General features: G+C 45.7%; 14 protein-coding genes. All 14 read right to left on the bottom strand.

Annotated features, from left to right (window positions below):
- Positions 1-133: 133 nt before the first annotated feature.
- Complete coding sequence (locus tag GPK81_RS12640) at positions 134-1,249, bottom strand: Fic family protein (protein WP_174088426.1); 1,116 nt, start codon at positions 1,247-1,249, stop codon at positions 134-136.
- 88 nt (positions 1,250-1,337) lie between these two features.
- Positions 1,338-3,134 (bottom strand): lysine--tRNA ligase, encoded by a 1,797-nt coding sequence (lysS, locus tag GPK81_RS12635; RefSeq protein ID WP_252196652.1) that lies wholly within the window; start codon positions 3,132-3,134, stop codon positions 1,338-1,340.
- A 324-nt stretch (positions 3,135-3,458) separates the two neighbouring features.
- Entirely contained in the window at positions 3,459-3,944 is a 486-nt protein-coding gene (gene greA, locus GPK81_RS12630) for a transcription elongation factor GreA (RefSeq protein ID WP_021975942.1), read from the bottom strand.
- A gap of 269 nt (positions 3,945-4,213) precedes the next feature.
- Complete coding sequence (locus tag GPK81_RS12625) at positions 4,214-5,164, bottom strand: glycosyltransferase family 2 protein (RefSeq protein WP_021975943.1); 951 nt, start codon at positions 5,162-5,164, stop codon at positions 4,214-4,216.
- Positions 5,165-5,267: 103 nt separating this feature from the next.
- Positions 5,268-6,236: a tRNA dihydrouridine synthase DusB gene (gene dusB, locus GPK81_RS12620; RefSeq protein ID WP_334297802.1), complete on the bottom strand. Its 969-nt coding sequence runs from the start codon at positions 6,234-6,236 to the stop codon at positions 5,268-5,270.
- A 9-nt stretch (positions 6,237-6,245) separates the two neighbouring features.
- Positions 6,246-6,614, bottom strand: a complete 369-nt coding sequence (locus tag GPK81_RS12615; protein ID WP_021975945.1) for a DUF6145 family protein — start codon at positions 6,612-6,614, stop codon at positions 6,246-6,248.
- Positions 6,615-6,705: 91 nt separating this feature from the next.
- Positions 6,706-7,512, bottom strand: coding sequence for a biotin--[acetyl-CoA-carboxylase] ligase (locus GPK81_RS12610; RefSeq protein ID WP_174088429.1), 807 nt, complete (start codon positions 7,510-7,512; stop codon positions 6,706-6,708).
- Positions 7,512-8,510, bottom strand: coding sequence for an ornithine carbamoyltransferase (gene argF, locus GPK81_RS12605; RefSeq protein ID WP_021975947.1), 999 nt, complete (start codon positions 8,508-8,510; stop codon positions 7,512-7,514). Before argF ends, GPK81_RS12610 begins: the two co-directional genes overlap by 1 nt.
- Before the next feature lie 26 nt (positions 8,511-8,536).
- On the bottom strand, positions 8,537-9,478 hold the full coding sequence (locus GPK81_RS12600) for an SPFH domain-containing protein (RefSeq protein WP_021975948.1): 942 nt from the start codon (positions 9,476-9,478) through the stop codon (positions 8,537-8,539).
- A gap of 4 nt (positions 9,479-9,482) precedes the next feature.
- Positions 9,483-9,923: an NfeD family protein gene (locus GPK81_RS12595; protein ID WP_021975949.1), complete on the bottom strand. Its 441-nt coding sequence runs from the start codon at positions 9,921-9,923 to the stop codon at positions 9,483-9,485.
- A 15-nt stretch (positions 9,924-9,938) separates the two neighbouring features.
- A complete protein-coding gene (locus tag GPK81_RS12590) occupies positions 9,939-10,715 on the bottom strand; it encodes a TrmH family RNA methyltransferase (protein ID WP_021975950.1) in 777 nt (258 codons plus the stop codon).
- Between the two features lie 51 nt (positions 10,716-10,766).
- The gene (locus tag GPK81_RS12585; RefSeq protein WP_021975951.1) at positions 10,767-11,426 is read right to left on the bottom strand and encodes a potassium channel family protein; all 660 of its coding nucleotides are present in this window, start codon (positions 11,424-11,426) and stop codon (positions 10,767-10,769) included.
- 13 nt (positions 11,427-11,439) lie between these two features.
- Complete coding sequence (locus tag GPK81_RS12580) at positions 11,440-12,828, bottom strand: TrkH family potassium uptake protein (RefSeq protein ID WP_330384701.1); 1,389 nt, start codon at positions 12,826-12,828, stop codon at positions 11,440-11,442.
- Between the two features lie 11 nt (positions 12,829-12,839).
- On the bottom strand, positions 12,840-13,829 hold the full coding sequence (pfkA, locus tag GPK81_RS12575; RefSeq protein WP_178745482.1) for a 6-phosphofructokinase: 990 nt from the start codon (positions 13,827-13,829) through the stop codon (positions 12,840-12,842).
- Positions 13,830-13,857 lie beyond the last annotated feature (28 nt).

The raw sequence follows: 13,857 nt of genomic DNA, 5'->3' as shown, positions 1-13,857 counted from the left end.
ATTTTACTTATAATGTGCAGATATGCACAGTTTACGCTTTCATCTCGGCAATTGAATTACCGAGGATTCCCGCTTATCTTACTAAAACCTGTTTCATAGACAGTTCCTCTCATATATACATTTTTTCTTCTAATTATTTTTTGAATTTGTACTTTCCTTTTCCGTGACCGGATACTGGTTCAATAATATCTGCCTGTACCAGATTTGAAAGAAGTTTGGATGCTCCTGAGCTTTTTAATTCAAGAAGTTCCATAACTGCACTTCTGCCGAATACTTCTTCAAAACCAAATTTCTCGAAAAGTCTGTGGATATGAATAGTTGTTCTTACCGAAAAGTCGTTACATTTTTCAGAAAGCACTCTTTCAATGTCCACTTTTACGTCTTGAATGTCCACTTTTTCTTCTCCAATATCCACTTTTTTTCCATTCCAAAGTCCACTTATATGAAGATTGCGATTATGGAGTTCATTTTTTTCATTTAAAAGTAGATTTCTGAGAAATACTTCAAGATATTCTGTGGTTTCATGAATACCTTTTTGTAAGTTCGTATAGTTTGCACGGACAAGTGCATTTCTGAAATACCACGCATTTTCTGCAAAAATGTCATTGGTCGCTGAGAATCCAAGCATCCGCAAATATTTAATAAAGAACACTGCCGTTGTTCTTGTATTACCTTCTCCGAAGATATGGATTTGCCATAATCTTGAAATAAATATCGCAAGATGATGGATAATTTCATCCATTGACAAACCTTTATAGCTAAAAGCTTTCTCCTGCGAAAAATCATATTCCAGCGTTGCTCTCAGTTCTGAAGCACTACCATACATAACAGTTGCGCCATCAAGCACCCATTCTTTCTTTGTAATGTTATAATCCCTGAACTTTCCGGCATGTTCGTAGATTCCCTGGAAAAGTTTGCGATGGATAGAGATATATTCATTTGGAGAAAATGAAAACCCTGTTTCGGACAGAAGTTCTGCAATACGCGAAGAAACCTTATCTGCTTCCTCGGTACGTTCATCATCAGACAAATGTACTGGTCTTTCTTCATAGTAGCTATCAATAAGGCTTTGTGCTTCTTTCATCGTGATTTTGCCTTCAATATTCTGAATGGCAGTATCAACCAAATATTTAGATGGTTTAAGTCCGTCCACTGCCTGAAGCCCAATTGCTGTACTCCAAGCATAACCTTTATACGCTTTATCTGGTTCAGACTCTCGCAAATACTCTTTAAACGGGTCTTTTTCCATAGACACTACCTCTTTTATGATTCAATAAAAGCACTTCCCAGATCAATCTCCAAGAAGTGCTTTCATTTTTCTTATTTATAATTTCATATTAATACAGTTTCGCACCAGCCGGGATATGGTTATCAACAATGATCAGATGAAGTTCTTCATCCTCAGAATCCTTCAGGTTATTTACTGCGGAAAGCAGCATACCGCAGGACTCGATTCCCATCATCTTACGTGGTGGCAGGTTTGTGATCGCGATCAGGGTCTTGCCTACCAGTTCTTCTGGCTCATAGTAAGCGTGGATTCCGGAAAGGATGGTACGGTCTGTGCCTGTTCCGTCGTCCAGTGTGAACTGAAGGAGTTTTTTGCTCTTCGGAACTGCAACACACTCTTTAACCTTAACTGCACGGAAGTCAGATTTGCTGAATGTATCGAAGTCAACATCTTCTTCAAATAAAGGCTCAACCTTTACATTGGAGAAGTTGATCTTCTCATTCGGTGTGAAGAATCCGTTGTTGTCGTTTGCTGCTACCTCTGCAGTATCGCCTGCTTTGGCTGCGCTCTTATCAGAGTCAAGGCTCTTCATTGTCGGGAACAGAAGTACGTCTCTGATTGCCTGGCTGTCTGTCAGGAGCATAACGAGACGGTCGATTCCGTATCCGATACCACCTGTTGGCGGCATACCGATCTCCAGTGCGTTCAGGAAGTCTTCGTCTGTGTGGTTGGCTTCCTCATCACCTGCGTCTGCAAGAGCATCCTGTGCTTTGAAACGCTCTCTCTGGTCGATCGGGTCGTTCAGCTCGGAATATGCATTACACATTTCCCATGTATTGATAAAGAGCTCGAAACGCTCTACCTTGTTCGGATCAGAAGGTTTCTTCTTGGTCAGAGGAGAAATCTCGATCGGATGATCCATGATGAATGTCGGCTGGATCAGCTCTTTCTCACAGTACTCCTCGAAGAAGAGGTTGATGATATCACCTTTCTTATGACGGTCCTCATACTCGATATGATGCTCGTCAGCAAGTTTCTTTGCTGCCTCATCATCTGCTACTTCGTCAAAATCGATTCCTGTATATTTCTTGATGGCATCGTTCATGGTCAGACGTGCGAACGGCTTACCAAGATCGATCTCAATACCATTGTAGGAAATCTTTGTGGAACCGCAGACTTTCTCTGCAAGGTAACGGAACATGGACTCTGTCAGTTCCATCATTCCTTCATAATCAGTATATGCCTGATAAAGCTCCATCAGAGTGAACTCCGGATTGTGACGGGTGTCAACACCCTCGTTACGGAATACACGGCCGATCTCGTAAACTCTCTCAAGTCCGCCGACGATCAGTCTCTTAAGATAAAGCTCCAGGGAAATACGAAGCTTAACATCTTCGTTCAGCGCATTATAATGTGTCTCAAACGGTCTTGCTGCGGCACCACCTGCATTGGAAACCAGCATTGGTGTCTCAACTTCCATGAAGTCACGTCCTGCAAGGAAGTTACGGATCTCTTTGATGATCTGGGAACGTTTGATGAATACATTCTTGCTGTCCTGGTTCATGATAAGATCCACATATCTCTGACGATAACGGGTATCTGTATCTGTCAGCCCGTGGAATTTCTCAGGAAGGATCTGTAAACTCTTGGAAAGAAGAGTCATCTTCTCTGCATGAATGGAGATCTCACCTGTTCTTGTTCTGAAAGCAAATCCTTCCAGACCAAAAATATCACCGATATCAGATTTCTTGAAATCTGCATAGGAATCGGTTCCAATGGCGTCTCTCGCCACATAAACCTGAATATTACCCTGTAAGTCCTGGATATTGCAGAAAGAAGCTTTTCCCATTACACGTTTGAACATCATACGTCCTGCGATCGCTACGTGGATCGGGCTTGCGTCCATGATGCTTCTTCTTTCTTCATAATCCTTCTTCTGAGCCTCTTTTGCCTGCTCTTCATCAAGACCTGTTACGTCAAGCTCCTTGCGGTCTTTGAGAAGCTCTGCCTCATGTGCTTCATAAAGCTTCTTTACCTCAAGGGAATGATGTGTCTGATCAAATTTTGTGATCTGAAACGGGTCCCTGCCGTTTGCCTGAAGGTCTGCCAGTTTGTCACGACGTACCTTAAGCAGCTGGTTTACATCCTGCTTCTTCTGCTCTGCCACTTGTTGGCCTCCTTAATCTATCTATCGTTCAGCGGATATGTGCGATCCGCTCCGTTACCTGTTTTATACGTTTCTCTGGATCTCAAGAACTTTGTATTTCATGATTCCGGACGGCATTTCAACCTCAACGATATCGTTGGTGTGAGCGCCGATCAGCGCCTTACCTACCGGAGACTCGTTGGAGATCTTACCCTCAAGGCTGTTAGCCTCTGTGGAACCTACGATCTTCAGCTCCATGTCTTCATCAAACTCATAATCATGAACCTTAACCTTGCAGCCTACGCTGATTCTGTCAAGATCAACTTCGTCCTCTACTACAACCTCGGCATTCTTGAGGATCTTCTCGATCTCCTCGATACGTGCCTCGATATCTCTCTGCTCGTCTTTTGCTGCATCGTACTCAGCGTTCTCAGAAAGGTCTCCCTGCTCTCTGGCCTCTTTAATCTTTCCTGCAACTTCTTTTCTCTTAACAACTTTCAGATCGTGCAGCTCGTCTTCCAGTTTTCTAAGTCCTGCGTATGTGAGTAAGTTCTTCTTTGCTTCTTCCATTTTGCCTTACTTCCTTTCAAAACCGCGCTGTTTTTTTCTGAAAAAATACAGCCTCGGATATTTCTGTTGCTACCATTCCCAAGAGCTCTTTTTCCTAAAAAAGGGCGTAAAAACCTCAGGATATTCACAATTCCTGTATTATACCGAAAAGCCCCTGTATTGTCAAGCATTCCACGTCGAAAAAAGGGCCCTGAAAATGTAGAAAAAACCGCAGGAAAATTTAAATTTCCACACGGTTTTTTCGCAGCATTTTTTCTTATTTCTGTTTCTTATTTTTCTTCCGGGAAAAGGTCTTTATACCGGTTGGTTACCATCTGTGTCTGGAACTCAAAATCCTGCTTGTGCTGATTGACCAGTGTAGACAGGATAATTCCGGAAAACCAGCAGATAATCGCTGTCATGATCACAAATCCACTTACGATCAGTGTAGGCAGTTTGTTCACAGTTCCCACTTCCAGAAAGTGAATCAGTACCGGAATAAAAAATGCCATCCCGACTACAAACAGCACCGCTGCTATAATAGAAAAGAATTCCAACGGCTTATAATTTTTAAACATTCTCATGATCGTCTTCAGCACTTTAAATCCATCTGCGTAGGTATTCAGTTTGGATTCGCTTCCCTCCGGACGGTCGCGGTATTCAATGATCACATTCTCTACCTGCATGTTCTTGTCAATGGCATGAATCGTCATTTCTGTCTCAATCTCAAAATTTCTGGAAAGGACCGGAAATGTTTTTACAAAGCGGTAACTCATTGCCCGGTATCCGGTCATAATGTCCTTGATATCACTTTTGAAAAGGCGGTTGATAGAACCACGGACAATGCTGTTTCCGAAATTATGGAAAGGACGTTTGTTCTCTGTAAAATATGTAGAGGACAGGCGATCTCCGACAACCATGTCTGTTCCGTTTTTCAGAACTTTCTCACACATCTGTGCCGCAAATTCCGCCGGATAGGTGTCGTCCCCGTCAACCATCAGATAGCACTGTGCATCAATATCACGAAACATACTGCGGATTACGTTGCCCTTTCCCTGCTGATATTCATAACGGACAACAGCCCCTTCTTTCCTCGCAATCTCGTCTGTACCATCTGTGGAATTGTTATCATATACGTAAATCACAGACTCCGGAAGTGCTTTTCGCATATCACGGATAACCTTGGCTACAGTCTTACTTTCGTTATAGCAAGGTATCAAAACTGCTATTTTATCTGGCATCTGTACTTTTTTTCTCCTGTAAAGCTCTTATGTTTTCTGACCGACCCACTGACTGTAGCACGCGTTCTGTTCCTTGTCAATAGCCCTGGCGGTTTCTTCCTCTTTATCGTTCAAGAAGCATATCTGTAAGTTTTTTCAGTTCTTCATAACTTGCAATATTGTTGGATTCTCTCCGGATTCCGGCACTGTGCCGCATGCCTGCCGTATACCAGGCTACATGTTTCCGCATTTCACGGATTCCGATATATTCACCTTTGATTTCGATCTGGTTTCTGGCATGACGCAGGATCATTTCACAAACTTCCTCCACGGTTGGTTTCGGAAGTTTTTCTCCGGTAAGAAAATAGTGGTTCAGCTCCCGGAAGATCCACGGGTTTCCACGTACTGCACGGCCGATCATCACCGCATCACAGCCGGTTTCTTTAAACATGGCTGCTGCGGTTTCCGGTGAAATGATATCTCCGTTTCCGATCACGGGAATCGTCACCGCTTCCTTCACCCTGCGGATGGCATCCCAGTCTGCCTGTCCGGAATAATACTGCTGGCGGGTTCTTCCATGTACAGCAATGGCTGCTGCCCCGGCATCTTCCACACGTCTGGCGATTTCCACCACATCCACCGGTGTTTTATCATCAAAACCGATACGCACTTTCACAGTCACCGGCTTGGAAATGGCGCCGGAAACACTGCGTACGATCTCTTCGATCAGTTTAGGATTTTTCAGAAGTGCGGAGCCTTCCCCGTTGTTTACCACCTTGGGGACAGGGCATCCCATATTGATATCGAGAATGTCAAAAGGACGCTCCTCGATACTTTTTGCCACCTCTGCCATCAGATCCGGCTCACTGCCAAAAAGCTGCATGGATACCGGATGCTCCCCTGGATTGATCTCCATCAGTGCCTCTGTATTCTTATTGTGAAAAGAAATTGCCTTGGCGCTGACCATCTCCATACAGATCAGTCCTGCTCCCTGCTCCTTGCAAAGTCTTCGAAATGCCAGATCTGTAACCCCGGCCATCGGCGCAAGCACAAAGGGATTCGGGATCTCCACATTTCCGATCTTCCACTGCATCTTCATGTATCAGTCCTCAACTGTATCTGCTTTTTTCTTAAGTTCCTCGTCCGGGATATCTCCCAGGAAAAATACTTTGTAGTACATTTCCAGAGATTCCAGAAGCTCTCTTTTGTCACGCTGGAGTTCCTTGATCTTCAGCGCACTTCCGATCTCATCAAAACGGGCATCTGCCTCCAGTGCTTCTGTCTTAAACTGCAGGCTTCCGTCCTCGTCAAATTCCAGTGTCAGGATCCCGCCTACATCCTCTGTGAAAAGCACGCACATGATCTGCAGTTCCTGCTTTACTGCTTCCGGAAGGGACGCAAAATCCTGGTTAAAATAATATTTCTGCTCATATGAGCTTGCTCCGCAGAGCACAATGTTATCCTGATACATAAATACTCCTTTATTTATAACATAAATTCATCATAAAACATTGCCGAAAAACTACTGCCGGAAATTTTATCCGATCTGTATTTCTCTATTTTTACACATAGCTGTACAGTCCTCGCACAGAAACTTCTCCAGAATTTACTTCTTCAATGGTGCCGTCTGCACGTTCCACCAGAAGTTCCCCGCCGGCGTTGATTCCTCTTGCGATTCCCTCGTACGGATCGTTCTGATCCAGCACACGTACCGGCTGGTTCAGATTGGCCAGAAGTTTCTCATAATCCGGTTTCAGGCCGCTTAAGTCTTCTGTCTCCACAAACTTCTCATAATTTTCCTCAAAACGCTTCATCACAAGTCCGGTTACCTCTGCCCGGTCAAAAAGATGTCCGCTTTCCAGATACAGGGAGGTAGCTTTGTCCGCCATTTCTTCCGGAAAACTGTCCATATTTACATTGATCCCGACGCCAATGACCGCACAGCCGATCTTATCCTGTTTCATGGTCATCTCGGTAAGGATCCCACAGATTTTTTTGCGGGAAACTACCACGTCATTAGGCCATTTGATTCCTACATCAAGACCAAGATCCGCAACTGCCTGTGCAACAGAAAGTCCCATAACAAGTGTCATCATCGGCGCTTTCTGAGGAGAAAATTCCGGGCAGAGAAGAATGCTCATGGTGATGGCACTGTCTGGCGGTGCACTCCACCGTCTTGTAAAACGTCCACGGCCTGCGGACTGATACTCTGCCACAAAAAGCTCACCATGTCCCGCTCCTTCTTCCTTCCAGGCACGTTTGCCCCAGAGGTTGGTGGAATCAATTTCTCTTGCAAAATGGACGGTTTTGCCCGCCCATTTTGTATGTGTTGCCTGTGAAATTATTTCTTCATTAAATAACTCTGCCATTATTTCTCCGGCTCTCCTAATGTAGCAACGATCACAGCCTTGATGGTATGCATACGGTTCTCTGCTTCGTCAAATACCTTGGACTGCGGAGACTCGAATACCTCGTCTGTAACCTCCATGTCTGTAAGGTTGAAACGCTCGCCCATCTCTTTTCCAATCTTTGTCTTAAGATCATGGAATGCAGGCAGGCAGTGAAGGAAGATTGCCTTCTCACCGGCGTTCTCCATTACATGTTTCGTAACTTTGTATGGTGTCAGGTCATGGATACGCTCTGTCCATACTTCGTCAGGCTCGCCCATGGATACCCATACATCTGTGTAGATAATGTCTGCATCTTTGGTTCCTGCCTCTACATCCTCTGTGAGAGTGATGGTGGAACCTGCCTCTTTTGCCCACTGCTGGCACTGTGCTACCAGTTCATCATTCGGGAAATATTTTTTATTGGTGCAGGCTACGAAATCGAGACCAAGTTTGGAGCATACAACCATGAGGGAGTTACCCATGTTGTAACGGGCATCACCCATGTATACAAGTTTCAGGCCTTTCAGTTTGCCGAAATGCTCACGTACTGTCAGCATATCTGCAAGCATCTGTGTCGGATGATACTCGTTTGTCAGACCATTCCATACCGGAACCCCTGCATGTTTTGCAAGCTCCTCAACAATATCCTGGCCAAATCCGCGGTACTCAATTCCTTCATACATTCTTCCAAGAACTCTTGCTGTATCTGCGATGCTCTCTTTCTTTCCGATCTGGGAACCTGTCGGATCAAGATAAGTGGAACCCATTCCCAGATCATGAGCAGCTACTTCGAAGGAACAGCGTGTTCTTGTACTTGTTTTTTCAAAGATCAGGGCAATGTTCTTGCCTCTGTAATACTCATGAAGCTCTCCGGCTTTTTTCTTTGCTTTCAGGTCCGCTGCAAGATCGATCATATAAGTGATCTCTTCCGGTGTAAAGTCTTTCAGTGTCAGGAAATTTCTTCCTTTAAGATTCATAATATATCCTCCTCACGGCTGCAGATTTATTTCTGCTCTGCCGGTTTATCTGTCATGATTTCCTTCAGGGATGTTGCCAGCCCTGCAATGCCCTGTATCTCGGACGGAATAATGATCTTCGTTGCTTTGCCGTCGGCAACTTTTGTGAGTGCTTCCAGGCTCTTCAGGGTAAGAACGGACTCGTCTGCTCCTGCATCTTTGATCATGCGAAGTCCCTCCGCAGTTGCCTGCTGTACTTTAAGAACTGCCTGTGCCTGTCCTTCTGCTTCTTTGATCATACGCTCTTTCTGTGCTTCCGCATGAAGGATCGCTGCCTGTTTCTCAGCCTCCGCGTCAAGGATCGCGGACTGTTTTTTACCTTCTGCGACAAGGATGGTAGAACGTTTCTCTCCTTCTGCTTTCAGGATGGCTTCTCGTCTCTCACGCTCGGCTTTCATCTGTTTCTCCATGGCATCCTGGATGGCTGCCGGAGGAATGATGTTCTTAAGCTCTACACGGTTCACCTTGATTCCCCATGGATCTGTAGCTTCATCAAGGGAAGCTCTCATCCTGGTGTTGATGACTTCACGGGATGTCAGTGTCTCATCCAGTTCCATATCACCGATGATATTACGAAGTGTTGTAGCAGAAAGATTCTCGATAGCCATGATCGGATTCTCAACGCCATATGCATAAAGCTTCGGATCTGTGATCTGGAAAAATACAACGGTATCGATCTGCATGGTTACGTTATCTTTCGTGATCACCGGCTGCGGTGGAAAATCCACAACCTGCTCTTTTAAGTTTACTCTTCTTGCAACACGCTCAATGAACGGAACCTTGAAATGAATACCTGTGCTCCAGGTAGCTTTGTAAGCGCCAAGACGTTCCAGTACCACAGCATAAGCCTGCGGCACAATGCGAATGCAGGATGCAAGTACCCACAATACAAGAACGATGACTACAAGCAAAACAATAACTCCACCCATAATTTTAGCCCTCCTTATTATCTTCTTTTACGATCAGCTTCACTCCGCGGATCTCTTTGATCTCAACTACTGCACCGGCCGGTATTTCAACCGATTCGTCGGCTGAACGTGCCGTCCATTCGATATCATTGATCCGCACCTGCCCGGTCTGAGCCAGGTTGTTGATTGGCTGTATCACTACGGCCCTTTTTCCCAGAAGGCTCTCTGCATTGGTCTTCTCCACGCCCTTGTTCATGTAGCGAACCGCCAGAGGTCTGGTAAAGATCAGAAGCACCACGGAAACTCCGAAAAATAAAAGGAGCTGTACAACAATTCCCCCGCCGAGCCACGAGACAATGCACGCCACAAGAGCACCGCCTGCAAACCAGACAGTGGTAAGTCCTACCGTGATCGCTTCAATTACCAGTAAAATTGCCAGTATTCCAAGCCAGGCCAAAGGTGTCATAAAACCCCTCCTCTCTTATTCTCTTCTCTGTCTTGCAGCTTCATACATCAAAATCCCCGATGCCATAGCAGCATTCAGCGATTCTACTTTTCCGCACATCGGGATGCGTATCAGGCAGTCTGCTGCGTCCGCAGCCTGGTCTGTAAGACCTTTTCCCTCGTTTCCGATAAAAAATGCGGTACCACCTTTATAGGATTCATGATCGTAGGAATTCTCACCTTTCAGATGAGCTGCAAAACTGCGGATTCCTTTTTCTTTCAGCTTCTTTTCTAATGATACCACATCTTCCACATATAGAAAAGGCATTCTGTAAATGGAGCCCATGGTAGAACGGATCACCTTGGGATTTGTGATATCCACACAGGTTTTTGTAAGAAAAACGCCGCTCACGCCGGCACCCTCACCGGTCCTAAGAATGGTTCCCGCATTTCCCGGATCCTGAAGATCTTCAAGGACCATGACCAGAGGATTTTCTCCTGCCAGTACTTCTTCCTCGCTCCAGGAAGGCAGTTTCAGAACGGTAAGGATTCCCTGGGGAGTCTTGGTATCACACATCTGACGGAATACGGAATCTTTCACGATCTCATAAGGATATTTCTCTACCTGAGCCATCAGTTCCCCATCCTGGGAAAAAGTCTCAGAGACAAACACCTGAAAAACCCAGTTTTCCGGTGCTTCCAGGAACATCTTCCGGCCTTCTGCCACAAAAAGTCCCTGTTCTCTTCTGGCTTTTGCCTTCTGGTTCAGTTGCATGACATTTTTTATTTTTGCATTTGATACGCTGGTTATCATACTTTTTATCTTACTCCTTGCACTTATCCTGTTTACGGAATCTTCGAAAAATCACTTCATAAACGCCGGTTCCGCATTAAGATCCTTATTTTTTCCAATGGCGATTATGGAACAGCGGTCCGGAAGCGGCTCGGACGGTTTCAGATCTACTGTGACATTTTCGCCCTGTTTAATACCAATGATATTGATGTGAAAACGCTCACGTACATTCAGATCTATCAGGCTTTTTCCAACCCATGACTCCGGAATGGAAAACTCCGCCATACTGAATTCCGCCGAAAGTTCAAATACATCCAGATATCCGCCGGACAGGAGATTTCTGGCAACACGGAGTCCCATGGCCTGTTCCGGATAAATGATTTTATCTGCACCGATTTTGTCAAGAATACGTCCATGAAGAGAATTCATGCTTTTTGCAACTACAAAGGGAACTCCCAGATCCTTGGCCTGCATGGTTGCGGAAATGCTGGCTTCCAGATTTTCGGCAACTGCGATAATGGCCACATCCACATTCTGAACTCCCAGTGCTTTCAGGATTCCAGGTTCACGGACATCTGCTTTCACCGCGTAGGTTACTTTTTCGGAAATCTCTTCGATATTTTCTTCTTTGTCGTCAATGGCAAGGACATCACAGTCGGACTCTGCCAGCGTCACCGCCAGAGTCATTCCAAACTGTCCAAGCCCGATCACAGCAAAAGATTTATTTTTCATTTTATTCTCCTGTTTAACCGATCATGATATCTTCTTCCCCGAGATGAGTCGTGCTTCCCGGCCTGTTACGCACACGCACCACAACTGCAGTTCCCAGTGTCAGTGGTCCGATACGTCCCAGATACATGGTAAGGATCACAATCCACTTGCCTGCCACATTCAGCTGAGGTGTCAGTCCTCTGGAAAGTCCTACTGTAGCCCCCGCAGAAGTGATCTCATATAAAACATCTGCCAGATCCACTCCCGGCATTACTGCGGACAAAAGCACCGTCATGGTAAAAAGGATCAACACACTGGTTCCTGCAACAACCATGGCAGAACGGAGATAGCTCTCACGGATCCTGCGGCCGTATACCTCTACATCCTTTTTTCCCTGAAGATATGCTGCAATAGAAAGGATCAGAACCGCAATGGTAGTAGTCTTCACACCACCGGCAGTGCCCATGGGTGATCCTCCGATAAACATCCACAGTAGTGAGATGATCACGGTAGGTGTGGACAAAAGCGACTGATCCATGGTATAAAATCCCGCCGTACGTGTTGTCACTGACTGGAAAAAGGATGCCATGAGCTTTGTTCCCAGTGGTGCCCCCTTTAGCGTGGAAGGGTTTCCGGATTCAAAGATAAATACCAGAAATGCTCCTGAAAATACCAGGATCCCGGTCATCGTAAGGACCAGCTTGCTCTGAAGCCGCAGTACACGAAAAACTCTGGATGGGGAGAGCTCTTTTCTCAGAACCTTGCGGAATTTATCCCACAGATCCCACCAGACGATAAATCCAAGACCTGACACAATGATCAGGCCAATCGTAGTGATATTGACCAGCGGATTGCTCACATATACCGAAAGGCTTGTTTCCCCGAAAAGATCGATCCCTGCGTTGCAGAATGCAGATACCGCCAGAAATATGGCATGCACCAGACCTTTTTTTATTCCAAATTCCGGTACAAAGCAAAACGCATACAGGACCGCACCGATTCCTTCTGCAAGAAACACGCATTTCACCACACTGCGGACTACAGCCACGACTCCACCCATTTCATCCAGGTTATAGGATTCCTTGATGATCCGCCGGTTTTTCAGGGAAATTTTCCGCCGGAGGCTGATGAATATCATATTCGCCAGTGCGATCAGTCCGATCCCGCCGATCTGTATCAGGCACAGGATAACCGCTTTTCCAATGGGGCTCCACTGGACTGCCATAACAACTGTGGAAAGTCCCGTCACACATACGCTGGTTGCCGCTGTAAAAACAGCATCCGGGAAGGTAACAGCCTGCCCGGGTGCACTGCAGAACGGCAGCCACAAAATAAATCCGCCTACAAAAATCACCCCCGCAAAGCCGAGGGCAATTATTTGTGACGTATTCAGTTTATGCAATCCGTCTGAAACTTTTTTCAAGTTCATATTTTTTATTTACTGTAGTTGTGAGAAAGAGAATTGCAAACCTCCCACATGTAGGAATCTACATTCTTCTGCATTGCAAGAGCCTCATTGATGTCAAAATCAACGAACTCACCGTGGCGATATCCAACAACACGGCTGCGTTTACCGGCAACAAGAAGGTCTACTGCAAGAGCACCCATCATGGACGCATATACACGGTCCTTACATGTAGGGCTTCCACCACGCTGCATGTGACCAAGGATAGTTGCACGTGTCTCGATGCCTGTTGCAGCCTCGATACGTTTTGCCATAGCCTCTGAATGGCCGATACCCTCAGCATTTACGATGATATGGTGTTTCTTGCCTTTCTTACGGCTCTCTACGATATTGTCAATAAGCTTCTGCTCGTCGTAATCATATTTCTCCGGGATCAGGATATCCTCAGCACCGTTTGCGATACCGCACCATACTGCAAGGTATCCGGCGTTACGTCCCATAACCTCGATGATACTGCATCTCTCATGGGATGTGGATGTATCACGTACCTTATCGATGGCTTCCATCGCTGTGTTTACAGCTGTATCGAAACCGATGGTGTACTCGGTACATGCGATATCAAGGTCAATGGTTCCCGGCAGGCCAATGGTATTGATTCCAAGGTTCGCAAGTTTCTGAGCACCTGCGAAGGAACCGTCTCCACCGATAACAACAAGGCCGTCGATTCCATGCTTTCTGCAGATCTCTGCAGCCTGCTGCTGTCCTTCCTCTGTTCTCATCTCTGCACATCTGGCAGTATAAAGAATTGTTCCGCCTCGCTCAATCGTATCGGAAACATCTCTTGCTGTCATGTCTCTGATCTCTTCATTTAAGAGACCGCTGTATCCTTTATAGATTCCCTTTACGTTCAGTCCGCTGCTTAATCCTCTTCTGACAACAGCACGGATTGCAGCATTCATTCCAGGTGCGTCACCGCCACTGGTCAAAACGCCGATCGTTTTGATTTTGTTCTCTGCCATATTGTTATCCTCCATCTTATGAAACAAC

This window comes from Blautia sp. MCC283, from assembly GCF_018785565.1.
In the GTDB taxonomy this organism is placed as follows: domain Bacteria; phylum Bacillota; class Clostridia; order Lachnospirales; family Lachnospiraceae; genus Blautia_A.
The sequence above is the reverse complement of the archived record's forward strand: the minus strand, read 5'-3'. Positions and strand labels throughout refer to the sequence as shown.